17 protein-coding genes are annotated in these 23,363 nt (G+C 71.3%); 10 read left to right on the top strand and 7 right to left on the bottom strand.

Going from position 1 to position 23,363, the window contains the following annotated elements:
- Positions 1-25 precede the first annotated feature (25 nt).
- Positions 26-1,246 (bottom strand): ATP-binding protein, encoded by a 1,221-nt coding sequence (locus CDN99_RS13400; RefSeq protein ID WP_088385373.1) that lies wholly within the window; start codon positions 1,244-1,246, stop codon positions 26-28.
- 43 nt (positions 1,247-1,289) lie between these two features.
- Between CDN99_RS13400 and CDN99_RS13395 the strand changes: the two genes are divergently transcribed.
- The gene (locus tag CDN99_RS13395) at positions 1,290-1,532 is read left to right on the top strand and encodes a glutaredoxin family protein (RefSeq protein ID WP_088385372.1); all 243 of its coding nucleotides are present in this window, start codon (positions 1,290-1,292) and stop codon (positions 1,530-1,532) included.
- A gap of 27 nt (positions 1,533-1,559) precedes the next feature.
- Here the strand turns inward: CDN99_RS13395 and gloA2 are convergent, their stop codons facing one another.
- Positions 1,560-1,943 carry an SMU1112c/YaeR family gloxylase I-like metalloprotein gene (gene gloA2, locus CDN99_RS13390; RefSeq protein ID WP_088385543.1) on the bottom strand — a complete coding sequence of 128 codons (384 nt, stop codon included), beginning with the start codon at positions 1,941-1,943 and terminating at the stop codon, positions 1,560-1,562.
- A 315-nt stretch (positions 1,944-2,258) separates the two neighbouring features.
- On the opposite strand from gloA2, the gene CDN99_RS13385 reads away from it, so the two are divergent.
- From CDN99_RS13385 to CDN99_RS13365, 5 genes are all read left to right on the top strand, one after another.
- A complete protein-coding gene (locus CDN99_RS13385; RefSeq protein WP_141100770.1) occupies positions 2,259-3,716 on the top strand; it encodes an efflux transporter outer membrane subunit in 1,458 nt (485 codons plus the stop codon).
- A 123-nt stretch (positions 3,717-3,839) separates the two neighbouring features.
- Complete coding sequence (locus tag CDN99_RS13380; RefSeq protein ID WP_088385370.1) at positions 3,840-5,045, top strand: efflux RND transporter periplasmic adaptor subunit; 1,206 nt, start codon at positions 3,840-3,842, stop codon at positions 5,043-5,045.
- A 2-nt stretch (positions 5,046-5,047) separates the two neighbouring features.
- Positions 5,048-7,000: a MacB family efflux pump subunit gene (locus CDN99_RS13375; protein ID WP_088385369.1), complete on the top strand. Its 1,953-nt coding sequence runs from the start codon at positions 5,048-5,050 to the stop codon at positions 6,998-7,000.
- Positions 7,001-7,346: 346 nt separating this feature from the next.
- The gene (locus CDN99_RS13370; protein WP_088385368.1) at positions 7,347-7,544 is read left to right on the top strand and encodes a hypothetical protein; all 198 of its coding nucleotides are present in this window, start codon (positions 7,347-7,349) and stop codon (positions 7,542-7,544) included.
- A gap of 102 nt (positions 7,545-7,646) precedes the next feature.
- Entirely contained in the window at positions 7,647-8,711 is a 1,065-nt protein-coding gene (locus tag CDN99_RS13365; RefSeq protein WP_088385367.1) for an NAD(P)H-dependent flavin oxidoreductase, read from the top strand.
- Positions 8,712-8,783: 72 nt separating this feature from the next.
- Here CDN99_RS13365 and CDN99_RS13360 read toward each other — a convergent pair whose 3' ends face one another.
- From CDN99_RS13360 to CDN99_RS13340, 5 genes are all read right to left on the bottom strand, one after another.
- Complete coding sequence (locus tag CDN99_RS13360; RefSeq protein WP_088385366.1) at positions 8,784-9,764, bottom strand: aldo/keto reductase; 981 nt, start codon at positions 9,762-9,764, stop codon at positions 8,784-8,786.
- A 124-nt stretch (positions 9,765-9,888) separates the two neighbouring features.
- Positions 9,889-10,959 (bottom strand): toxin-antitoxin system TumE family protein, encoded by a 1,071-nt coding sequence (locus CDN99_RS13355; protein WP_141100769.1) that lies wholly within the window; start codon positions 10,957-10,959, stop codon positions 9,889-9,891.
- A 70-nt stretch (positions 10,960-11,029) separates the two neighbouring features.
- Complete coding sequence (gene rtcA / locus CDN99_RS13350) at positions 11,030-12,079, bottom strand: RNA 3'-terminal phosphate cyclase (RefSeq protein ID WP_088385364.1); 1,050 nt, start codon at positions 12,077-12,079, stop codon at positions 11,030-11,032.
- 51 nt (positions 12,080-12,130) lie between these two features.
- Positions 12,131-13,492 carry a hypothetical protein gene (locus CDN99_RS13345; RefSeq protein ID WP_088385363.1) on the bottom strand — a complete coding sequence of 454 codons (1,362 nt, stop codon included), beginning with the start codon at positions 13,490-13,492 and terminating at the stop codon, positions 12,131-12,133.
- A gap of 223 nt (positions 13,493-13,715) precedes the next feature.
- Entirely contained in the window at positions 13,716-14,960 is a 1,245-nt protein-coding gene (locus CDN99_RS13340) for an RtcB family protein (RefSeq protein WP_375134441.1), read from the bottom strand.
- Positions 14,961-15,244: 284 nt separating this feature from the next.
- On the opposite strand from CDN99_RS13340, the gene rtcR reads away from it, so the two are divergent.
- The 4 genes from rtcR to CDN99_RS13320 all read left to right on the top strand — a co-directional run bounded on the left by rtcR (position 15,245) and on the right by CDN99_RS13320 (position 23,253).
- Complete coding sequence (gene rtcR / locus CDN99_RS13335; RefSeq protein WP_088385362.1) at positions 15,245-16,876, top strand: RNA repair transcriptional activator RtcR; 1,632 nt, start codon at positions 15,245-15,247, stop codon at positions 16,874-16,876.
- A 121-nt stretch (positions 16,877-16,997) separates the two neighbouring features.
- Positions 16,998-20,075: a ligand-binding sensor domain-containing diguanylate cyclase gene (locus tag CDN99_RS13330; RefSeq protein ID WP_141100768.1), complete on the top strand. Its 3,078-nt coding sequence runs from the start codon at positions 16,998-17,000 to the stop codon at positions 20,073-20,075.
- A gap of 148 nt (positions 20,076-20,223) precedes the next feature.
- Positions 20,224-20,451: a hypothetical protein gene (locus CDN99_RS13325; RefSeq protein WP_088385360.1), complete on the top strand. Its 228-nt coding sequence runs from the start codon at positions 20,224-20,226 to the stop codon at positions 20,449-20,451.
- A 120-nt stretch (positions 20,452-20,571) separates the two neighbouring features.
- The gene (locus tag CDN99_RS13320) at positions 20,572-23,253 is read left to right on the top strand and encodes a thiamine pyrophosphate-dependent enzyme (protein ID WP_088385359.1); all 2,682 of its coding nucleotides are present in this window, start codon (positions 20,572-20,574) and stop codon (positions 23,251-23,253) included.
- Positions 23,254-23,363 lie beyond the last annotated feature (110 nt).

Genomic DNA, 23,363 nt, shown 5'->3' with positions numbered 1-23,363 from the left:
GAACGGTCGCCGCATGGATCGCAATCTACCCACCGGGCAGCGCGGCGGGGAGTAACAAGATCGTCGCGATTCCCGTCATCGGCGGCGCCAGCCATCGTTTGGCGCGGGCCTGGCCGAGCGCGCGGACGCGGCCCTCGGCTTCGAGCTCCGCCAGCGCGCGCTGCACCGTGCGCTGGCTCGCGCCCAGCGCCAGCGCCAGCGCGGAGGTGGACCACGGCGCGCCGTCGGTCAGCAGCGCCAGCAGCGCGGCCTGGTCGCCGTCGATCGGCGGGACCAGCACGGTGACGGATCGATCGTCGTCCAGGCGCAGCGCGAAGCCGCGCGACGTGGCGTCGATGCGGACGACGGGCTCGATCAGGGTGCGCAGGCGCCCGAGCTCCACCCGCAAGCGCGCGCGATGGGTCTCGTCGGGATGGCGGGCGCGGAAGGCGCGCAGGATCAGGGCGTTGCGGTCGACGTCGCCGGGCCAGGCTTCCGCCAGCGCACGGGCAAGGGCGAACAGCACCGGCCGACGCGCCAGGTCGACGTCCAGCCCATCGCCCCGGACCGCGCGCCGGCACGCGTCGATGACCAGCGTGGACGAGGCGAGCAGGTCCTCCACCTCCTGCAGCCGCAGCGATTGCTCGTGCCCGGCATCGATGCGGCGCGCGGCCGGCCGATCCAGCGTGGCGCGCATCTCGGCGGCCTCGGCGATCAGCGCCGGCACGCCGGCCCGCCGCGCGGCGGCGATGGCGCGGTCCATGCAGACCTGTCCCTCGGCGGTGCGCAGCGAGCGCAGCGCCAGTTCCGCCGCCGCCAGGTTGGACAGCGCCACCAGCAGCGGAGGATAGCCCTGCAGATCGTGAACCGGCAATGCGACCTCCGCGTCGTCGAGGCGGCCGAGCAGCAGCAGGCGTCGCACGGCGATCAGCCGGGCCTGCAGCGCGTTGACGCGATCGTCGTGCGCGTCCAGCACCGCGGCCGCCTGCACCAGCGCACGCGGCGGATCGCCGAAGTCGCGCATCGCCAGCGCCACCTCGGCCTCCGCCACGACGCAGCGCGCGCGGGCGACCGCCTCCTTCGGGCCGAAGGCCTTGGCGGCGCGCCGCAGCAACTCACGGGCGCGCGGATGCTCGCCCAACTGCGCCATCGCGATGCCCCGCAGCGCCAGCGCGGGTGGGTCGTCGCGCAGGGCGATGCGCTGCAGCGCGCCGAGCGCGTCACCCGCGGCGAGGTGGCGCGCGGCGGCGGTGATGAGCGAGTCCATGAGGCCGAAGCTTAAAGGCGCATGACGAATACACTCCCTCCCCATGCAACTCAAGATCGTCGTCTACTCCAAGTCCGCCTGCCCGCAATGCGACACGGCGAAGATGCTGCTCAAGACGCGCGGCATGGAATTTCAGGAGATCCTGATCGACGACGAGGCCGAGCGCCTGGCCTTCTACGAGAAGTGCGGCCCGGCCGTGCGGCAGATGCCGCAGGTCTTCATCAACGACCAGCGCGTCGGCGGCGTCACCGGTCTGCAGGCCGCGCTGAAGCAGCTGGGCCGCTGAGCGGTCCCGGCGCGCGCGACGGCGCCGTCAGCGCTCGTAGAGCTCCAGCGGCAGTCCGTCCGGGTCGGCGAAGAACACGAAGCGCCTGCCGGTGAATTCGTCCACGCGCACCGGCTCGACCGCGACGCCCCGGGCCTCCAGATCCGCCTTGCAGTGCGCCACGTCGTCGACCTCGAAGGCGAGGTGCCGCAGCCCGCGCGCTTCCGGGTACGACGGCCGCGGCGGCGGGTCCGGAAAGCTGAACAGCTCGATCTGCGCGCCGTCCGGCAGCGCCAGGTCCAGCTTGTGGGAATCGCGCGCCTGGCGGTAGTGCTCGGCGATCACGCGCAGGCCCAGCACCTCGGTGTAGAAGCGCCGCGAGCGCTCGTAGTCCGAGCAGATGATCGCGGCGTGATGAATGCGCAGCAGCATCGTCATGGCGAAGGGATGGACACAAAGGCGCCCGCGGGTCCAGGGATCGGAAGTATCCGTCGAGCCGATCGTCGCGTCGTCCCGGGGGACCGTGACGCGCGGGTGATTTCGGCGGTGATCTCAACGGGCCCTTCGCTGCTTTGCGTCGACTTTGACAAGACGATTTACCGCTCGGTAAGGAGCGTCGCCCGCATCTGATGCATGATGCGTCGGCTTTCAGAAATGGAGGGCGGGACGCTGGCGTCCGGCCTTCAGCGCGGCATGGGCCGCGTCCCCATTCGCTTCGCTCCGACTCGATCCTCGATCCGCTTGCCGATGATCCTTTCCCCGCCCACGGGGCCGCGAGCCGCGCGCCCGACCTTCACGCCGAGGTCCCTCCTTCCCCGATCCCGCGCGGCCTGGCGCTGGTCCGCGCTGATGGCGAGCCTGGCGCTGGCCGGCTGCGTGAACCTGGCGCCGGACCACGTCCGGCCCGAGCCCGCCGTCCCGCGCGCGGGCACCGAGGCTGCCGTCGACGCGGCATCGCTGGACTGGCATGCCGTCTTCCTGGACGACCGCCTGCGCGGTACCGTCGACCTGGCGCTGCGCCAGAACCGCGATCTGCGCGTGGCGGTGCTGCAGATCGAGCAGTCGCGTGCCGCGTTCCGACAGACCGACGCACAACGCTTGCCCACGCTGAACGCGTCGGGCGGCGCGACCCGCAGCGGTGCCGCCGGCCAGGTGGCGCAGCAGGTGTCGCTGCAACTGGCGCTGTCCAGCTACGAGCTCGACTTCTTCGGCCGCGTGCGCAACCTGAGCGCCTCCGCCGAGCAGTCCCTGTTCGCGACGATCGAGTCGCGTCGCAGCGTGCAGATCAGCCTGGTGGCCGAGACCGCGAGCGCCTGGCTGACCTGGGCCGCGGACCTGGAGCGCCAGCGGCTCGCGCTGCAGACGCTGGAGAGCCGCGAGCGGACGCTCGCGTTGACGCGGCGTCGGCATGAGCTGGGCGCCGTGTCCGGCCTGGTCCTGGCGCAGGCGCAGACCTCGCTGGAGAGCGCGCGGGCCGATGTCGCCGCCTATCCGGCGACGATCGCGCAGGACCGGCATGCGCTGGAGCTGCTGATCGGCATGGCCCTGCCGGCGGCCCTGGAGCCGAACGCGAGCGATGCGCTGGCGACGGTCAGCCGGCTCGTGGACCTGCCGGCCGGCGTGCCCTCGTCGGTGCTGCAGCGGCGGCCCGACGTGCTGTCGGCGGAGCACGCGCTGATCGCGTCGCAGGCCGACATCGGCGCGGCGCGCGCGGCGACGTTTCCGTCGATCAGCCTGACGGCCAGCGCGGGTACTGGCAGCACGGCGCTGTCGGGCCTGTTCAAGTCGGGCAGCGGCACGTGGAGCTTCGGTCCCTCGGTGTCGCTGCCGATCTTCGACGGTGGCGCGCGGCGTGCCGCGGTGGCGCAGTCCGAGGCCGGGCGCGACATCGCGCTGGCGCGCTACGACAAGGCGGTGCAGACGGCGTTCCGCGAAGTCGCCGATGCGCTGGCGGTGCGCGCCACGCTGGCGGACCGGCTCGCGGCGCAGCAGGCGCTGCTGGCCTCGACCGAACGCCAGTTGCGGCTCGCCGAGACGCAGTACCGCGTCGGCAGCACGACGCAGCTGGACCTGCTGGACGCGCAGCGCTCGCTGGTCGACGCGCAGCAGTCGTTGATCGCGCTGCGGTTGGCGGAGCAACTCAACCGCATCGCGCTCTACAAGGTGCTCGGCGGCGGCTGGCAAGCCGGCGACGAGCGCAGTTGACGGACTGAGCAGACGAATGACCGATCACCCGATCCGCGACCGCAGGACCGTCCGGTCATTCGGCCCCGCGGTCGTTCGATCACCTGAATGTCCGAAGGCCTGAGATCTGGAGAGGGATCTGGAATGAAGCAATGGTTGAGGCCCGGGCGGCTGGTGCTGCTGGTCGTGGCGCTGCTGATCGTCGGATGGATCGTCAAGCGGGTCTGGTTCACGCCGCCCCCGCCGCCGCAGGTCACGACCGCGCTCGTCGAGCGCGGCGACCTGGAGGACACCGTGCTGGCCACGGGCACCATCAACGCCTACAAGCTGGTGAGCGTCGGCGCCCGCGCGACCGGTGAGGTCAAGCGGCTGGCGGTGGCGCTGGGCGAGAAGGTCAAGGAAGGACAACTGATCGCCGAGATCGACGCGCTGACGCAGCAGAACGCGCTGCGCGACGCGCAGGCGCAGTTGCGCAGCGCCGAGGCGCTGCTCGCTTCCCGCAAGGCCACGCTGATCCAGGCCGAGTTGAGCGCGAGGCGGCAGCGCGAGCTGAACGCCGCCGATGCCGGCGCCCGCGCCGAGCTCGAATCGGCCGAGGCCGCGCTGAACACGGCACGCGCCGACGTCGAGTCGCAACAGGCGATGGTGGCGCAGTCGCGCATCAACGTCGACAACGCGCAGGTGAACCTGGGCTACGCCCGCGTGGTCGCGCCGATGGACGGCACCGTCGTGGCGATCGTCACCGAGCAGGGCCAGACGGTGAACGCGGCGCAATCGGCGCCGACGATCATCAAGCTGGCGCGCCTGGACACGATGACGATCAAGGCCAAGATCTCCGAGGCCGACGTGCCGCGCGTGAAGCCCGGCATGCCGGTCTACTTCGCGCTGCTGGGCGCGCCCGACCGGCGCATCGAGGCGACGCTGCGCGCCGTCGATCCCGGCGACACCACGCTGGCCGACGCCAGCGCCACCGGCACGACGACCAGCTCCTCGAGCAGCGCGACCAGCGCGATCTACTACAACGGCATCTTCGACGTGCCCAACACCGACGGCACGCTGCGCATCAACATGACCGCGCAGACGACGATCGTGCTGGCGCGCGTCAAGGGCGCGCTGACCGTGCCGTCGACGGCGCTGGGCAAGCACGATCCGAAGGGGCTCTACACCGTGCGCGTGCAGGGCGCCGAGGGCCGCATCGAGGACCGCCAGGTGCGCATCGGCATGAACAACCGCGTGCGCGCCGAGGTGCTGGACGGCCTGCGCGAGGGCGAGCGGGTCGTCACCAGCGAAGCGCTGCCCGGCGACGCGGCCTCGTCCAACGGTCCGCGTCGCGGTCCGCCGCCCGCCTGACCATGGCCGCGTTGCTCGAACTGCGCGGCCTGGTCCGCGAATTCCCCGCCGGCGAAGGCGTGGTCGCGGTGCTGCGCGACGTCGACCTGACGATCGAAGCCGGCGAGATGGTCGCCATCATCGGCCCGTCGGGCTCCGGCAAGTCGACGCTGATGAACATCCTGGGCTGCCTGGACCGGCCCACGCGTGGCAGCTACCGCGTGGCCGGACAGGAGACCGGCGCGATGGCGCCGGACGAGCTCGCCCGGCTGCGGCGCGAGCACTTCGGTTTCATCTTCCAGCGCTACCAACTGCTCGGCGACCTGAACGCGCTGGGCAACGTCGAGATCCCCGCCATCTATGCCGGCGTGCAGGCCGAGCATCGCCACGCCCGCGCCCGCGCGCTGCTGGAGCGGCTGGGACTGGCGGAGCGGCTGCATCACCGGCCCGGGCAACTGTCCGGCGGCCAGCAGCAGCGCGTGTCGATCGCCCGCGCGCTGATGAACGGCGGCGACGTGATCCTGGCCGACGAGCCCACCGGCGCGCTCGACCAGGCCAGCGGTCGCGAGGTGATGAAGATCCTGGAGGAGCTGCACGCCGACGGCCACACCATCATCCTGGTGACACACGACGCGCAGGTCGCCGCGCACGCGCAGCGCGTGATCGAGATCAGCGACGGGATCATCGTCGCGGACCGTCGACGGCCCGACGCCGCGCCGCCCGCCGTGCTGGCCCGGCCCGACGCGGGGCCGACGGGCGCGTCGTGGGCGGCGGTGCTGGGGCGCGTCGCCGAGGCCACGCGCATGGCGCTGCGCGCGATGGCGGCGCACCGGCTGCGCACGCTGCTGACGATGCTGGGCATCATCATCGGCATCGCGTCGGTGGTGTCGGTGGTGGGGCTGGGCGAGGGCACGCGGCAGAAGGTGCTGGCGGACATCAGCTCGATGGGCACCAACACCATCGACATCATGCCGGGCGAGGGGTTCGGCGACCGCCGCGCCGCCACGGTGAGGACGCTGCGCGCGGCCGACGCGACGGCGCTGTCGCAGCTGGAGTACGTGGACAGCGTGACGCCGTCGGTGTCGGTCAACGCAGGGCTGCGCTATCGCAACGTCGACGTCAGCGCGTCCATCACCGGTGTCGGCGAGCAGTTCTTCCGCGTGCGCGGCTATACCTTCGCGCAGGGGCAGGCCTTCGACGCGGAGTCGGTGCGGCTGCAGGAGCAGGTGGCGGTGATCGACGACAACGCGCGCAAGACGCTGTTCCCGGACGGCGGCTCGCCGCTGGGCCAGGTGATCCTGCTCGGCGCGGTGCCGGCGCGCATCGTGGGCGTGACGGCGAAGAAGGAAAGCGCCTTTGGCAACGACGAGTCCAACAACATCTGGCTGCCCTACACAACGGCGATGGGCCGTCTCACCGGCCAGGACTACCTGGCCCGGGTGACGGTGCGCGTCAGCGACGCGGTGCCGAACGCCGCGGCGGAGCAGGGCATCAAGACGCTGCTGGCGCAGCGCCACGGCAAGACCGACTTCTTCATGATGAACACCGACAGCATCCGCAAGACGGTGGAGCAGACGACGGCGACGATCACCGCGCTGATCTCGTCGATCGCGCTGATCTCGCTGGTGGTGGGCGGCATCGGGGTGATGAACATCATGCTGGTGTCGGTGACGGAGCGCACCGGCGAGATCGGCGTGCGCATGGCGGTGGGCGCGCGCCAGAGCGACATCCTGCGGCAGTTCCTGATCGAGGCCGTGCTGGTCTGCCTGATCGGCGGCGCGCTGGGCGTGGGGCTGGCGGTGGGCGCGAGCCTGCTGTTCGATCACCTCGCGGGCGGCGGCTTCCGGATGCTGATCTCGACGACGGCGATCGCCGGGGCCTTCGCGGTGTCGACGCTGATCGGCGTCGTCTTCGGTTACCTGCCGGCCCGCAACGCGGCGCGGCTGGATCCGGTGGAGGCGCTGGCGCGGCCTTGAGTCGCGGTGCCGCGGGCTGTGGGCTGTGGGCTGTGGGCCGCGTGTCGCGTGTCGCGTGTTGCGTGTTGCGTGTTGCGGGTTGCGGCGGCCGGGCCGTCACGACCTGACCCTCGTCGGCGTGGCGCTGGGATGGGGTCATGCCCCCGATGGGCGGCGCGTCGCCGCTGTCCACCGCCGGGTGCCGGTTCCCCCGATCGTCGGACGGCGCTGCAGTTCGTCGCGGCGGGACGCCGGTTCATCGGAGGCGGTCGTCGGCCCGTGGGGGCTCGCCTAGACTGCGCTCCGTGCCGCGGCACTGAATCGCCGGACCGCGCGCCGATCAGAAATCACCGAGGGAATCCCCATCATGACCATCCGCCCCATCGCCCTGTTGCTCGCCACCGCCGTTGCCGCCCTGTCGACCGGCTGCGTGATCGCTCCCAACTCCGCCGAGACCAATGCCAACCGCATGGCCGAAGTGCAGAAGATGAGCGAGCAGGCCGTCACGACCTGCGGCGCGGGCAACGTGAAGGAAGTGAACGCCAAGAGCTTCACCTGCAAGTGACGCGTCGCAGGCCGCCCGGCGGGCGGGCCTGACGCTGGAAGGGGCATCCTCGCTTGGGCGAAGATGCCCCTTCGTCGTTCAGCCGCTCCAGGACTTGCCGCCATGCCCGCATCGACCGCTGCCTCCGCCCCGTTCTCCCCCTTCTTCCTCGGCACCCGTCTGCCGCTGATCCAGGCGCCGATGGCCGGCGTGCAGGACGCGCGGCTGGCCGTCGCGGTGAGCGAGGCCGGCGGGCTGGGCTCGCTGCCCGCCGCCATGCTGACGCCCGACGCGCTGCGCCGCGAATTGCAGGCGCTGCGCGAAGGCACGACGAAGCCGTTCAACGTCAACTTCTTCGCCCACACGCCCCCCACCCCGGACGACATGCGCGAAGCCCGCTGGCGGGAGCGGCTGTCGCCGTATTACGCCGAGTTCGGCATCGACCCCACGCAGATCCCCGCCGGTCCCGGCCGGCAGCCGTTCTCGGTCGAGATCGCCGATCTGGTCGAGCCGTTCCGGCCACCGGTCGTGAGCTTCCATTTCGGGCTGCCGTCGCCGGAGCTGATCGCGCGGGTGAAGGGCTGGGGCAGCCTGATCCTGGGCAACGCGACGACGGTCGACGAGGCGATCTGGCTGGACGCGCAAGGCGTCGACGGGATCATCGCGCAGGGCTGGGAGGCGGGCGGTCATCGCGGCCATTTCCTCAGCGACGACCTGACGCGACAGACCGGCACGATGGCGCTGCTGCCGCAGGTCGTGCGGGCGGTGCGGGTGCCGGTGATCGCCGCCGGCGGCATCGCGGACGTGCGAGGCATCCGCGCGGCGCTGGCGCTGGGCGCGTCGGCGGCGCAGCTCGGCACCGCCTTCCTCCTGTGCGACGAGGCGACGACCAGCGCGCCTCACCGCGCCGCGTTGCGCGATCCCGCGGGCCGTCACACGGCGGTGACGAATCTCTTCACCGGCCGTCCGGCGCGGGGCATCGTCAACCGGCTGATGCGGGAGGTCGGACCGCTGAGCGAGTCGGCGCCGCAATTCCCGTTGGCCACCTCCGGCATCGCGCCGCTGCGCGCGAAGGCGGAGGCGCAGGGCAGCGGGGAGTTCTCACCACTGTGGTCGGGTCAGAACTTCTCCGCGGTCCGCGAGATCGGCGCGGCCGCGCTGGTGACGGAGCTCAGCGCGGCGTTCTGACCGTCCTTACCCAACGCGGGACGGCCGGCGTGCCGCATGGCGCGTTTGCGGGTTCGCCGAATCGCGTGCTGCTCAGGGCAGCGGCACGCCGCGCGCGGTCTCGTACAACGAGTACCACTCGCCGCGGTTGAGCGTCACGCGCATCGCGTCGCCGCAAGCGCGGATGCGATCCGGGTTGCTGGTGCCGATGACCGGCTGGATGCGCGCCGGATGCTTCATCAGCCAGGCCAGCACGATGCCCTCGGCGCTGACGCCGTGATGCCGCGCGAGCTGATGTACGAGCGCACGCGCCGGCTCGTCGGCCGAGGTCTGCGCGGTGTCTCCGCTGAAGCGGCCGCGCGCCAGCGAGCTCCATGCCTGGATCTGGATGCCGTGCTGCTGGCAATGCTCCATCGTGCCGGCCCAGGCCAGCGCGCCCGGACGGGTGGCCGCCTGCGGGTCGTTGAAGCAGGTGCCCGCGTCGATCGGCTCCAGGTGGCCGAGGCCCAGCTCCAGCTGATTGGCCACCAGCGGCTGGTCCAGCGCGCGACCCAGCCAGGCCATCTGCCCCGCGTTCATGTTGGACACGCCCAGGTGACCAACCTTGCCCTGCGTGCGCAGGCGCTGGAAGGCCTCGGCGATCTCGTCGGGCGCCATCAGCGGATCGGGGCGATGCAGCAGCAGGATGTCCAGCCGCTCGGTCCCCAGCCGCCGCAGGCTGGCCTCCACCGCCTCGACGATGTAGCCGCCGGACAGGTCGTAGCACTTCGGGTGACTGTCGGTGGCGAAGCGGATGCCGCACTTGCTCTGCAGCACGATGCGCTCGCGCAGCGACGGCTGGCGGCGGAAGAGCGCGCCGAAGACCGACTCCGCCTTGCCGAAGGTGTAGATGTCGGCGTGGTCGAAGAGCGTGATGCCGATGTCCAGCGCGGCCTCGACGGCGGCCTGCGCATGGTCGACGTCCGAGTCGGTCCACGGGGCGTGGTCCCAGCGGCCGCCCAGGCCCATGCAGCCATAGGCAAGCGGGCTGGCGGTGGGGACATGCTGCTGGAGGGGGAGGGCGGCGAGGCTCATGGGCAGGGGCATCCGGGTCGATGTCGGAACGTAGGGGCGCGGCGACGGAAAGGAAAAATGCGCCCGTGTGGGCGCGAGATGCGGCATTGTGGCGCCGCGGGCGGCGCGTCGCGTTTCAGCGGGGTTACGGGCCGTGGCGCGTGGCGGCGGCCTCGGCGTGCTCGACCAGGGACCGGATGGCGGTCAGGTCCGCCACCGCGAATCCGTAGGTGAAGCTGGACTCCACCTCGTTCTTTTTCTTCCGGCTCAGGTCGCGGTGCACATGGTCCGGGCCGTAGTCGACCGCGTGATGATCCGCGGAGTCGATGCGGGACAGCGGCTTCCCGTCCCGGTCCTGGATGTTGTAGGCGTAGTGCATCGGGCTGTCCTGCCGCAGGATCAGCCGGAAGCCCGACGGCCGCACCGCGGTGATCGTCGTGCCGTCGACCTTTTCGATCGCGCAGTCCAGCTGATCGCGGATGGCGACGCAGGACAGGGCCACGATCTCTTGCGCCGTCAGCTCCTCGACGTTCTCCGCGAATGCCGGTGGCGGCACCTTCGCGGATTGCGCCACGTAGTGCATCAGGCTGGGACTCGCCTTTGCCTCCGCCTCGTGGTCAGCGCACAGCTGCAGCCCCAGCATCACACCGTTCCCGCCGATGAAGCTGGACGTGGCCATCCGGTCCGTGGGCTGGCCGCAGACCAGGCAGCCGCCGTTGGAGGACAGCCAGATTCCTTGGTCCACCACGGTGTTCTTCGTCCGGCCGTCCAGCAGCCCCTTGAACGGCCGCTGGTTGGAGGTCCAGCGGTCCAGCCACCGGCGATGGCGCTCGGGGTACTGCGCCTGCTGGATGAGGGCCGCGAAGTCCTCGCCCCGCACGGGTTTCAGGTCCACGCCGTGGTCCTTCATGAACACGCCCAGGCGGGCCACCGCCATGAGATCGGGCGTCCGCATGTAATAGACGCGCGCGGCGGGGCAGGTCGCGACGTCGGTGAACAGCGCGTTGAAATGAAAGATCCCGCCGTCGATCAGGATGTGGGCCGCGTCCGCGGTCTTCATCATGTGCAGGAGTTCCTCGCGTGTCTGCATCGGGATGGGGATGACGGGCCGCTCCGGGTCGAGCAGGTTCGGCGCGATGCTCTTGACGCAGCGGTCGGTGTCGCGGCCGTCCAGCCGGTGCTCGAAGCACAGCGTCATCAGTTCACGAACGCTCAAGTGGGGTCTCCGTGGGATGCGGCGTCGAGGGGGCCCATGGGGCCCGGGGACCGAGGGTGAGGGCGCGCGCTCATGCCGGGGCCACCGTGACGCGCCACGCGTTGCCGCCGCGGGACAGCTCCAGCTGGGACTCGAAGCGCACGTCCAGGAAGCGCTCGATCACCGTGAAGTTGGTGCGGGCGTGCTCGGTCACGTCGGTGCAGGTGTACTGCGCGGCGCGGCCGCTGGCGGCCACCGCCAACGCGAGCGGCAACGCCAGCTGATCCGCCAGGTGCGGTCCGACCGCGCCGGTCGAGGCCTGATAGGCACGCACCTCGGCCGCCAGCGCTCGCGCCACCTCCTCGGCGGACAGTCCACGCTCGCCGAAGGCGATGAAGACGTCGGTCAGATGCTCGTGGGCAAGCGTCGCCATCAGCGCGTTGCCGGGGCCTTCGTTCTGACGGGCGTGGATCACACGCAACTGGGACTCGTCCCAGCCGAGTGTCTGCCCGATGGCGTCGAGCTCTCGGCTGGCGACGTTACGCGGCAACGCGGGCGCGACGACCTCGGCGTAGGACTCCAGCAAGGCGCCGCGATCGAGCAGGTCGAAGGGCCGCGGGCCGTCGGCGGCGGGGGTGATGACGGCTTCGATCTCGCCGCCGCCGGCGGGGAAGAAGCCGTGACGACGCAGCGTCAGATCCAGCCCCGCACCGGCCTTGCGCACCAGCGGTGCGAAGGCGCGCTGCAGGAAGTGGAAGGGCGGCGCCATCGGGTTGTGCGTCCCGCCGGACAGATGGATGCGGCTGGTCGCATCGGCCAGCATCAGGGGCGGCAGCACCGTCTGCAGCACCAGCGTGCAGCTGCCGGCGGTGCCGACGGCGAAGCGGTAGTCGCCGGCATGCACACGACCGGGGCGGAACTCCAGCGCCTCGGAGCCGAGCTCCGCGCCGATCACCGTCGCGCCGCAGACCTCCTGCGCCGTGAGGACGCAGGTCAGGTGCTGCCGCATCAGGCCGGGCTTGGCCCGCTTCGCGCGGATGCGGTCGATGCGCAGCGGCACGCCGGTGCACATGGCCAGCGCCAGCGCCGTCCGCAGGATCTGCCCGCCGCCTTCGCCGTGCGAGCCGTCCAGTTCGATCATGGACTCCCTCGTGTTCATGGTTTTCTCTTCTTGTCGTTCATCGGCCCGATGTCAGGCCGTGTTGCTTGTTTTCTTCGTTGGCGCCACCGTCGTCGCCGCTTCCAGCGTCAGCAGGCCGATGGACGCGAGTGAGTATTCGATCCGGTCCCGCAGCCGTGGCGGAAGCGCCGATGCCCGCTGATGCCACAACGCGCGGAGCTCGTCGGCGACCGGGGCCGCGGGCGGCGAGACGCCGATGCGCGTGCTCGCGTCCCATTGGACGAACGCGCGCGTGACGGCCTCCGCGCCGCCCTCGGGCAACGCGGCGATGCTCAGGTCCAGCAAGGCCCGAAACTGGCGCCACAGGCTCCGGTACCGCAGGATGCCGAGACCGCGGCACAACGCGCCGAGATCGCCATGGGCGAGGACGATCGGTAGCAACACCTCCGGCGACGGCGGGATGGCGCCGCGTGCGATCGCCACCGACGCCACGCGCTGGACCTTGGCATGGTCGTCGGCCAGCGCCGAGGTCATCCAGTGCATCTGGGCGTCGCCATCCGTCGCCGCGATCAGATGCTGAAGGGCCAGCACGCGAAGCGCCGTGCGCGTACGGTCCGCGCCCGTCATGCCGACCAACCGTTCACACCGCGCCGTCGCGCCCTTCGGATCCACGACAGCGAGGAACAGAAGCGCTGGCGCGGCACCGCGCGGCGTCAGCGCCGGGGCGCTCAACTGCTCTTCCGCGCGCGCGACGACCGTGCCCAAGTCGCCGTTCTTGCGCAGTTGCGCCAGCGCGACCGCGCGGACCAGGGCGTGGCGGTCCAGCGCCAGACGCGATGCCATCGTGTCGCCCATCGACGGGACCTCGTCGCGAAGACGACGCAGCGCATGCGCCCGAACCAGGCCATGGGCGTTGGCGCAGCCGATCAGCCAGAGCGGCGGTCGGGAGGCGGCTTCGCACAGCTCTTCCACGCGGTCGAGCGCCCAGCGCGCCGCCGCGACATCCGAGTCCCGCAGTCGCTCCGCGAGCATCGCGAGGCGCCGCGGCTCCGGGGCGGCCTGCCATTCGGCCGCGGTGAGCCAGCGTCGCAGGAGCGGCGACGAGCCGCGCAGCAAGCCGGCGCGATCGGGCGTGCGGAGGAACTCGGCGACGACCTTCAGCAGGGGGCCGTGATCGGCCCGCCGGCCGCGCAGGATTTCCGCCAATGCGGGCATCGCGCCGCGCCATGCGGGCAGGCAGTCGTCCTGCAGGTACGGCAGGACAGCGAGCCGCGCGGCGGCGCGGACCTCGGGCACCCAGTCGTTCACGCGCCTGAGCAGCAGCGGCAGGGCCTCGTGCGAGCGCATCGAGGCCAGGGCCTGGATGGCCTCCTGCCGCTGATAGCCGCTGCGCGATTCCAGCAGCGGCAGCCATTCCTGGGTCGCCGGTGCCACGGGTGCGGGCCGCGACAACGGGGCCCACCGCGCTGGTGTTTCCGGTGGCACGGCTTGTGCGGACCAGGCGGCTTGCGTTGTGCGTGCTGGTCGCGTTGAAGGCGTCGTCCACGGCCGAAGGCCGGCGAGCGAATCTTTCCATGTCATCTTTTTCTCCCTGCGGCGTCCACGCGCCGCGCACCTCGCCACCCGCCACCCGTCTGAGCGAGGGGCCGCGTGGTGGCTATCCCTTCACGCACACCACCTGCTTCAGCGTGTGCACGACCTCCACCAGGTCCTTCTGCGCCTCCATCACCGCGTCGATGTCCTTGTAGGCCATCGGGATCTCGTCGATGACGTTGGCGTCCTTGCGGCACTCGACCCCTTCGGTCGCGGCATGCTGGTCGGCGACGGTGAAGCGGCGCTTGGCCTCCGTGCGGCTCATCGTGCGGCCGGCGCCGTGCGAGCAACTGTCGAAGCTCTCGGGGTTGCCCTTGCCGCGGACGATGTAGCTGCGCGCGCCCATGCTGCCGGGGATGATCCCCATCTGGCCGCGCCTGGCGTTCACCGCGCCCTTGCGGGTCACGAAGACATCGGTGCCGAAGTGCGTTTCCTTCTGCACGTAGTTGTGGTGGCAGTTCACCGCCTCGATGTGACTCTCGAAGGGCTTGGCGATCACGGCCTTGGTCGCGGCGATCACCCTGCGCATCATCAGCTCGCGGTTTTGCGCCGCGAATTTCTGCGCCCAGCCGACCGCGCGCACGTAGTCGCCGAAGTACCGCGCGCCTTCCTCGAAGTACGCCAGGTTCACGTCCGGCAGATTCGCCTGATGGCGCATCGCGTCCTGCTTCGCCAGATCGATGAACATCGATCCGATCGCGTTGCCGACGCCGCGCGAGCCCGAATGCAGCATGAACCACACGAAGCCCGCCTCGTCGAGGCAGACCTCGATGAAGTGGTTGCCCGTGCCCAGCGTGCCCAGATGCTGGCGGTTGTTGGTGTTCTTCAGCTTGGGATAGTCGCGGCAGAGCTCGTCGAACTCGGGCGCCAGCGCCGACCAAGCCTGATCGGCGTCCTCGGGCACGTGCTTCCAGGCGCCGACATCGCGGCCCCGCGGCGTGCGGCCGTGAGGCACCGCGCGCTCGATCGCCGAGCGCAACGGGCTCAGGTTGTCGGGCAGGTCTTCGGCCGTCAAGGTCGTCTTGCAAGCCATCATCCCGCAGCCGATGTCGACGCCGACCGCGGCCGGGATGATCGCCTTCAGCGTCGGGATCACCGATCCGATCGTCGCGCCGATGCCCAGGTGCACGTCGGGCATCGCCGCGATGTGCTTGAAGATCACCGGCAGCCTGGCCGCGTTGGACAGCTGCTGGCGCGCCTCGTCCTCGACCGGGACGCCGCGCGTCCACATCTTCACCGGCACGCCGCCGGGCACGTCCATCTGGTTGTAGTTGTTCATGGCATTCGTCGCTTGTTGCTGCTGGTCCATCTCGACCTCCTCATTCGCATTCTGTTGGCATCCCTTGCGCTGGTCCGCCACCACTCCCCGGGGGCGACGCACATGCGCCGCCCCTGCTTCATTGCAACGCCCGTGCCAGGTCGGCGCAGAGGGCGTCGAGGTCATCGCAAGTCATTGATTTCAAACGAGTATGTTGTCGGTTGTCGCGGCGGTCGCGATCTCCGGTCATCCGAAGATGAGGTCGTGAATGGATGTATGGATAAGAAACTAGCCAAAAAGCTAGTGATGAGCCGCGTCGACGCTAGACTTCGCCCATGTCCAAGAAGCATGTCGTCATCGGATTCATCGGCTCCCAGCTGGACGGCGGGCACGGCGCCGGGCGCTGGGAGAAGTGGCGGCCGACGATCTCGCTGGTGTCGCAGCCGGACGCGGTCGTGCATCGGCTGGAGCTGTTCCATTCCCCGCAACACCTGGCTCTGGCGGAACTGCTGAAGCGCGACATCGCCAACGTCTCTCCGGAGACCGAGGTGAACCTCGTCGAGATGGCGGTCGCGGACCCGTGGGACTTCGGGGAGGTCTACGCGGCACTCTACGACTGGGCCCGCGCCTACCGCTTCGACACGACGCGCGAGCAGTACCGGGCACACATCACCACCGGCACCCACGTCGCGCAGATCTGCATGTTCCTGATGGTGGAGGCGCGCTTCATCCCCGGCGTGCTGCTGCAGACCTCGCCGCCGCGCAAGTGGAAGGAGGGCGAGCCGGGCGCGGTGGCGTTGATCGATCTGGACCTGTCCCGCTACGACGGCATCGCGCAGCGCTTCCGCGCCGAGCGGCACGACGCCGTGGCTTTCCTCAAGAGCGGCATCGCGACGCGCAACGCGCGCTTCAACGCGTTGATCGAGGAAGTGGAGCGCGTGGCGGTGCGGTCGCGGGCGCCGATGCTGCTCACCGGGCCGACCGGCGCCGGCAAGTCCTTCCTCGCGCGGCGGATGTACGCGCTGAAGCAGTCCCGTCACCAGCTGGACGGCGATTTCGTCGAGGTGAATTGCGCCACGCTGCGTGGGGACGGCGCGGCGTCAACGCTGTTCGGGCACAAGAAGGGATCCTTCACCGGCGCGATGGCCGATCGGCCCGGCCTGCTGCGCACCGCGGACAAGGGGCTGCTGTTTCTGGACGAAATCGGCGAGCTCGGCCTCGACGAGCAGGCCATGCTGCTGAAGGCGATCGAGGAGAAACGCTTCCTGCCCGTCGGCGCCGACCGCGAGGTGGAGAGCGACTTCCAACTGATCGTCGGCACCAATCGCGATCTGCGCGCCGAGGTGGCGGCCGGCCGATTCCGCGACGACCTGTTCGCGCGGATCAATCTCTGGACCTACAGCCTGCCCGGCCTGCGCGAGCGGCCCGAGGACATCGAGCCCAACGTCGATCACCTGTTGCAGCTCGGCGCGCGCGAGGCCGGCCGCGCGGTGCGCTTCAACGCGGAGGCGAAGGCGCGTTACCTGAGCTTCGCCCAGTCGTCGCGGGCGTTGTGGAGCGGCAACTTCCGCGACCTGTCGGCCTCGGTGACGCGGCTGGCGACGCTGGCCGAGGGCGGGCGCATCGGGCTGCCGCTGGTGGAGGCCGAGATCGCGCGGCTCGAATGGCTCTGGGAGCGCGGCGACGAGGTGCATGCCGGCGACGGACGCGACGAGGCGGACGACGCCTTGCTCGACGAGGTGCTGGACCGCGCGGCGCTGGAGGCGATGGACCGGTTCGACCGTCTGCAACTGGCGGCGGTGCTGCGCGTGTGCCGCGCGTCGGGGTCGCTCTCCGAGGCCGGCCGGCGGCTGTTCCAGGCCAGCCGCCAGGCGCGCAGCGTCGTCAACGACGCCGACCGCCTGCGCAAGTACCTGTTGAAGTTCGGCCTGTCCTGGGACCACGTCGCGCCGGCGGCGCGCGGATGACCGCCGGGCCATGGCCGCGCCGACTCCTGGGCAAGGCTTCACGCGGACCGCACGCGTGCCCTGTACGACGGATGCGGGCGGCGCCCGGGCCGAGTCACAATCCGGCGCGACCCGCCCACCTATGACTTCCGCTCGGACCCTGCCGCTCTTCCTCGCCGACCTGGCGCGCGCCGTCGCCCTCGGCGTGGCGCTGGCGTGCGTCGTCGCGCCGATGGCGAGGCCGGCGCTGGCCGTGCCGAGCCCGCTGACCTCGGCGCCGCTGCCGGCCTCCGGGGCGTCCGCGGCGACCTCCGCCTCACCGGGCGCTTCGGCGTCGGCCCTCGACCCGGTGCCGGCCGGCGACCTGCGCGACCCGGTCCGCGCCGTCAGCCAGTACAAGATCGACCTCTGGCAGACCGAGCAGGGCCTGCCGCTCAACACCGTGCAGGCGCTGCTGCAATCCCGCGACGGCGGCCTGTGGATCGGCACCGCGGGCGGGCTGGCGCGTTTCGACGGCAAGCGCTTCACGACCTTCGAGAACGCGCATGCGCCGGAGATCGCCTCGCAGCCGGTCTTCGGCCTGCTGGAGGATGCGCAGGGCCGGCTCTGGATCGGCCATCCCAACGGCGCGGTGATCTACCAGCACGGCCGCTTCTCCACCGCCATTACCAAGGCGCAGGCGGGCAAGCGCCGCGTCTGGTCCTTCGCGCAGGACAAGTCCGGCACCGTCTGGGCGGCGGGCGACGGCGGCCTGATGCGCTGGCGCGACGGCGAGGTCAAGACCTTCGGCGAGGCGGACGGCCTGCCCACCGCGCGGCTGCGGACCGTGGTCTTCGACACCGCCGGCACGCTCTGGATCGCCACCACCGGCGGCGGCCTCGTCGCCATGCCGCCCGGCGGCGGTTTCAAGGTCTTCAATCCGTCCAACGGCTTCCCGCATCTGCTGGTGCGGCAACTGCTCGCCGATCCGTCCGGGGGCGTGTGGGCCGCGACCGCGGGCGGCGGCCTGGTCCGCATGCATGGCATCGACAAGCCGGACATGCGCATTTACACGACCGCCGACGGCCTGCCCAGCGACCACCTTACCGCGCTGGCCCGCGACGCGCGCGGCGACCTGTGGGTGGGCAGCTGGGGCGCCGGCGTGAGCCGCTTTCGGGACGGGCGCTTCAGCACCGTGTCCACGGCCAACGGACTGGCCGGCAGCCAGATCTGGTCGATGCTGGCGGACCGTGAGGGCAGCCTCTGGGTCGGCACCTGGGTCGACGGCCTGAACCGGCTGCGCAACCGCAGCTTCACCATCCTGGGCACGCCCGAGGGCCTGAGCCACGACAACGTGCGCTCGGTGCTGGCCAGCCGCGACGGCACGATCTGGGCCGCGACCTCCGGTGGCGGCCTCAACCGATTGAAGGACGGCCGCATCACCGTGATCGGCAAGGCCGACGGGCTGCCGACCGACGAGATCTCCACGCTGCACGAGACCCGTGACGGCGCGCTCTGGATCGGCACCTACACCGCCGGCGTGGCGCGCATGATCGGCGGCCGCATCGAGGTCTTCGGTGCCGACAGCGGCCTGCCCGGCGTCGAGGTGCGCTCCATCCAGGAGGACCGCGCGGGCACCTTGTGGGTCGGCACGCGCGCCGGGCTGGCGCGCTTCAACGGCCATGGCTTCGACATCGTGAAGGCGCCCGGCCTGCCCGCCGAAGGCGTGGCCGCGATCCTGCAGGACCGCGCGGGCACGCTCTGGTTCGGCACCACCGGGCAGGGCCTGGTACGTTGGCGCGACGGCGTCGCCAAGACCTTCACCACCGCCGACGGGCTGCTGTCCGACTGGATCGTGGCGCTGAAGGAAGACAACCGCGGCGAGATCTGGATCGGCACCAACGGCGAAGGCATCAATCGCATCAAGGACGGCAGCATCGGCGCGATCCGTCCCGCCGACGGCCTGTGGGACGGCCTGTCGCAGGTCTTCCTCGAAGACCACGCGGGCCAGTTCTGGATCACCTGCAACCGCGGCTTCTACCGCGTCGCGCGCGCCGATCTGGATGCATTCCTGGACGGGCGGCTCAAGCAGGTCCGCACGGTCGGTTTCGGCCCCGGCGACACGCTGCGGGCGACGAGCTTCGCCGGCAGCCTGCAGGCCGCCGGTGCCGTCGATGCGCAGGGCCGTGTCTGGCTGCCGTCGTCGGGCGGGCTGGTCATCGTCGATCCGGCCCGGCTGCCGGGCGGCGGCGAGCCGCCCGCCGTCCGCATCGAGCAATTGACCGTCGACGGCGAGCCGTGGCCGCTCGACGGCCGGGCGCTGGACCTGCCGCCGGGGCCGGTGGCGCTGTCCGTCGGCATCGCCGCGTCAACGCTGCGCGAAGCCGATCGCGTCCGCTTCCGCTTCCTGATGGAAGGGCTGTCGCGCGGCTGGACCGATGTCGCCGGCGACCGCGAACTGACCTTCCCCGCGCTGGAGCATGGTCGCTACCGGTTGCGGCTGGCGGTGTCCGGCGACGGCCTGCGCTGGCGCGAGTCGGAGACGCCGCTCGAAATCATCGTGCGTCCGCGCTTCTACGAGACGGGCTGGTTCCGGGCCCTGCTCGTGGTGCTGGCGATCGGCGTCGTCGCCGGCCTCGTCCGTCTGCGCACGCGCCGGCTGCGGCTGCGGCAGGCCGAGATGGAACGGCTCGTGGCCCAGCGCACCGAGGAACTGCGCATGGCCAACGAGCATCTGCAGCGGCTGTCCTTCCTCGACGTCGTCACCGGGCTGGCCAACCGCCGCCGCTTCAACGAGGCCGCCGTCGAGGAGTGGCGCCGGGCGCGTCGCGCCAGCGCCTCGCTGGGGCTGGTGCTGGCCGACGTCGACGCGTTCAAGCGCTACAACGACCAGATGGGCCATCTGAAGGGCGACGAATGCCTGGCCGCCATCGGCGCCGTGCTGAGCCAGGCCGTGGGCCGCGCCGGCGACCTGGCGGCGCGATATGGCGGCGAGGAGTTCGTCGTGCTGCTGCCCGGCGCCGACCACGCCGCCGCGGCGAAGGTCGCCGAGCAGATCCGCGCCGGCATCGAGGCGCTCGCGCTGCCGCATCCGGCCTCGCCGGCCGGCCCGGTGGTGACCGTCAGCCTGGGCGTGGCCGCCTGCGTGCCCGACGGGGATCGGACGCTGGAAAGCCTGATCGCCGAGGCCGACGACGCGTTGTATGCCGCCAAACGCGACGGACGGAACCGGGTCTGCTGAAGGCCGGCACGCGCGGCGACTCGCCGTGACTCGCCGGACCGTGTCGCCCAGCCGCCCCGATCGTCACGGGGATTTCATTCCAGTAAAGCGGCGGGCGGTGTAAAACCACGGGCACCGTGTTCGACGCGCCAATGCGCGCGATGCCACCATGCAGACCGTCCGCCACCACAAGGGCCGCACCTATGTGCTGGATGCGTTCGGCCAGGTCTCCGGACCCTGGCGCGGACGCTTCGTGGTCAAGGGCGAGGAGGACGCGCACCGCGGCCCCACCGCCTGGCACGAGCTCGAGGATGAATTCCCTTCCGTCGACGAGGCCGTCACCCATGCCGACGCGGTGGCGCGCCAGTACATCGCGACCTTCGCGGAACAAGCGTAAGTCAAAGGGGCCGGCCGGCGACCGTCGACCCCGGTCCGCGCCTTGCCCGAGATCCCTGACCCGTGGCACGGTGCGGGGACGACACGGAACGGCCCCCGGCGGCCCAGGGAACGCAATCGCATGAACGATCGGATCCATCCCGGCGGATCGGCGCCGTCCACCCGGTGGCGGCCCGAGGTGCTCGCCTTCATCGACGCGCACCGGCGCGACGGGCACCGCAGCGCGCGGCTCGATCCGCTGGGCCTCGCCCGACCGGCGGACGCGGCGATGCTCGATCCGCGGCGTTTCGGCCTGCAGCCGGGCGAATGGCTGTCGCCGGCCGGCACGCCGCTCTGGAGCGCGCGTACCGTGGCCGACCTGGACCGGGCGCTGAAGGCGATCTACTGCGGCGGCCTGGCGCTGGATGCCAGCGCGGTGCGCGACGAGGCCCGGCGCGACTGGCTCCATCACGAGATGGAGGCCGCGCCGCCCGCCCCCGGCGGCGCGGCCCAGCGGCTGGCGTTGCTCGACCGGCTGGTGCGCGCCCAAGCCTGGGAGGCGCACGTCGCGCAGCAGTTCCCGCATGCGAAGCGGTTCTCGATCGAGGGCCACGAAACGCTGATCCCGCTGCTGCACGCCCTCTGCGACGAGGCGGCCGGCCAGGGCGCGCGGCGCATCTTCCTCGGCATGCCCCATCGCGGACGCGTCAACGTGCTGATCAACCTGATGGGCATGCCGCCGGCCAGGATCCTCGATTACTTCGACCCGAAGTCGCCCCGTCCCGAAGCGCATACCGACCTGGTCTATCACCTCGGCGCCGAGCACGAGCTGGCGACGCCGCGGGGGATCGTCGCGCTGACGCTGGCCCACAACCCGTCCCACCTGCAGAGCGTGCATCCGGTGCTGACGGGCATGGTGCGCGCGGTCCAGGACGCGACCGATGAGGGGACGCGGGATGGCAGGGACGGCCGCCTCCGCGTCCTGCCGTTGATGCTGCATGGCGACGCGGCCTTCGCGGGGCAGGGCGTGGTGATGGAGACCTTGATGCTCGGCGGCAAGCCGGGCTACGACGTCGGCGGCACGGTGCACGTGATCATCAACAACCAGGTCGGCTTCACCGAGCCGAACCCGATGAGCGTCTGTCCGGCGCGTTACTGCACCGACGTCACCCGCATGGTCGACGCGCCGGTGCTGCGCGTGAATGCCGACGAGCCGGAGCAGGCGTTGCGTGCCGCCGCCCTCGCGATGGCCTGGCGCGCGCGCTTCGGCACCGACGTGGTCATCGATCTGATCGGCTATCGCCGCCTCGGCCATTCGGAGAACGACGTGCCCGCGCTGACGCGTCCCCGCGTCCATGCGGTCACCGGGGCGCATCCCACCGTCGTCGAGCGATATGCCGCGGCGCTGCGCGCCGAGGGCGTCGCGGCGCCGGAGGACATGGACACGCACCTGGCCCACAGCCGCGTGCGCGCGCATCAGGCCTTCTCCGTTCCGACGATGCCCGGGACGGACGATGTGCCGCGGCCGTTGCGGCGGCCCGTGGGGGCGCCGGCGATCGACACGGCGACGCTGCGCGACCTCGTCCGCGCGATGACGCGGCTGCCGGACGGCTTCGTCCCGCACGCGATGGTGCGCACGCTCATCGATCACTGGCGACGCATGGCGGGGCTGGCGCCGGCCGAGACAGCGGAGGACCTGCCGGACAGCACGCCCGGCGATGTACCGCGGACCCTCGCGGCGGCGCCGCCGTCGCTGCGCGTCGACTGGTGCCTGGCGGAGAACCTCGCCTACGCGACCGTGCTGCGCGAGGGCGTGAACGTGCGGATCTCCGGCATGGACGTGCGGCGGGGGACCTTCCTGCATCGACAGGCGGCGTGGACCTCGCAGGCCGCTGGCGAAGATGCCGCCGAGGAGGTCGTGCCCTTGCGCCAAGCCGCCCGGGAAGCCTTGGACGGCCGGCGCGCCGGGCGCTTCAAGATCTTCAACTCGCCGCTGTCCGAGGAGGCGGTGGTGGGCTTCGAGTACGGCTACAGCGTCGCGGCCGCGCGGACGCTGACGGTGTGGGAGGCGCAGTTCGGTGACTTCGTGAACAACGCACAGGTCTACATCGATCAGTACATCAGCTCCGGCGAGGAGAAGTGGGGCGACGTGTCCGCCCTCGCGATCCTGCTGCCGCACGGCAACGAAGGCATCGGGCCCGATCATTCGAGCGGCTACCTGAGCCGCTTCCTGCAGCTGTGCGGCGGGGACAACCTGCGCGTGATCTGCCCGTCGACGGCCGCGCAGTGGTTCCATGCGCTGCGGCGGCAGGCCTTCTGCACGCTGCGCAAGCCGCTGGTGGCGATGACGCCCAAGGGCACGCTGTACTCGGAGAAAGCCTCGCACGCGACGCTGGAGGACCTGGCGGACGGCGAGTTCCAGCTCGTCATCGACGATGCGCGGGTCGAGCGGCCCGGCCAGGTGGAGCGCCTGGTGCTGTGCGCCGGCAAGGTCTATCACGACCTGGACCGCGGCCGGCGCGCGGTGGCGCGGGCGGATCTGGCGGTGGTCCGCCTGGAGCAGCTGTATCCGTTCCCCGGCGAGGCGCTGACGGCGCTGTTCGGTCGATACCCCGCGCTGGTCGAGATCACCTGGGTCCAGGAAGAGCACCGCCAGCAAGGCGCCTGGAGCTACGTGCGCGAGCAGATGGACGACGTCTTGCCGGCCCACGCGCGGCTGCGCTGCGTGGCGCGGCCGCCGAACGCATCGGGGGCGACCTCGTCCCAGGTGCTGCACCACCTGGAGCAGGCCGAGCTGGTGGCCCGGGCGCTGGGGGAGGCCTGAGCACCGGTGCCATCGCCAGGCCGCCGCGGCATGCAGAGAGGCCGTGGTGGGGTCGGGACAGGCGCGGCGGGCCGGTCGCCGTGGCGTATCGGCGCGACGCTGGCCGCGAG

Origin of the sequence: Roseateles aquatilis (genome assembly GCF_002205645.1) — a bacterium.
GTDB classification, from domain to species: domain Bacteria; phylum Pseudomonadota; class Gammaproteobacteria; order Burkholderiales; family Burkholderiaceae_C; genus Roseateles; species Roseateles aquatilis.
This window is presented reverse-complemented; position numbering and strand designations above follow the sequence as displayed.

Excerpts from the sequence above, each read along its gene's own strand:
- CDN99_RS13365 (WP_088385367.1), top strand. The coding sequence starts at position 7,647 with ATGCCCGCATCGACCGCTGCCTCCGCCCCGTTCTCCCCCTTCTTCCTC.
- CDN99_RS13395 (WP_088385372.1), top strand. The coding sequence starts at position 1,290 with ATGCAACTCAAGATCGTCGTCTACTCCAAGTCCGCCTGCCCGCAATGC.
- CDN99_RS13375 (WP_088385369.1), top strand. The coding sequence starts at position 5,048 with ATGGCCGCGTTGCTCGAACTGCGCGGCCTGGTCCGCGAATTCCCCGCC.
- rtcA (WP_088385364.1), bottom strand. The coding sequence starts at position 12,079 with ATGATCGAACTGGACGGCTCGCACGGCGAAGGCGGCGGGCAGATCCTG.
- rtcR (WP_088385362.1), top strand. The coding sequence starts at position 15,245 with ATGTCCAAGAAGCATGTCGTCATCGGATTCATCGGCTCCCAGCTGGAC.
- CDN99_RS13400 (WP_088385373.1), bottom strand. The coding sequence starts at position 1,246 with ATGGACTCGCTCATCACCGCCGCCGCGCGCCACCTCGCCGCGGGTGAC.
- CDN99_RS13330 (WP_141100768.1), top strand. The coding sequence starts at position 16,998 with ATGACTTCCGCTCGGACCCTGCCGCTCTTCCTCGCCGACCTGGCGCGC.
- CDN99_RS13340 (WP_375134441.1), bottom strand. The coding sequence starts at position 14,960 with ATGGACCAGCAGCAACAAGCGACGAATGCCATGAACAACTACAACCAG.
- gloA2 (WP_088385543.1), bottom strand. The coding sequence starts at position 1,943 with ATGCTGCTGCGCATTCATCACGCCGCGATCATCTGCTCGGACTACGAG.
- CDN99_RS13370 (WP_088385368.1), top strand. The coding sequence starts at position 7,347 with ATGACCATCCGCCCCATCGCCCTGTTGCTCGCCACCGCCGTTGCCGCC.
- CDN99_RS13320 (WP_088385359.1), top strand. The coding sequence starts at position 20,572 with ATGAACGATCGGATCCATCCCGGCGGATCGGCGCCGTCCACCCGGTGG.
- CDN99_RS13380 (WP_088385370.1), top strand. The coding sequence starts at position 3,840 with ATGAAGCAATGGTTGAGGCCCGGGCGGCTGGTGCTGCTGGTCGTGGCG.
- CDN99_RS13385 (WP_141100770.1), top strand. The coding sequence starts at position 2,259 with ATGATCCTTTCCCCGCCCACGGGGCCGCGAGCCGCGCGCCCGACCTTC.
- CDN99_RS13360 (WP_088385366.1), bottom strand. The coding sequence starts at position 9,764 with ATGAGCCTCGCCGCCCTCCCCCTCCAGCAGCATGTCCCCACCGCCAGC.
- CDN99_RS13325 (WP_088385360.1), top strand. The coding sequence starts at position 20,224 with ATGCAGACCGTCCGCCACCACAAGGGCCGCACCTATGTGCTGGATGCG.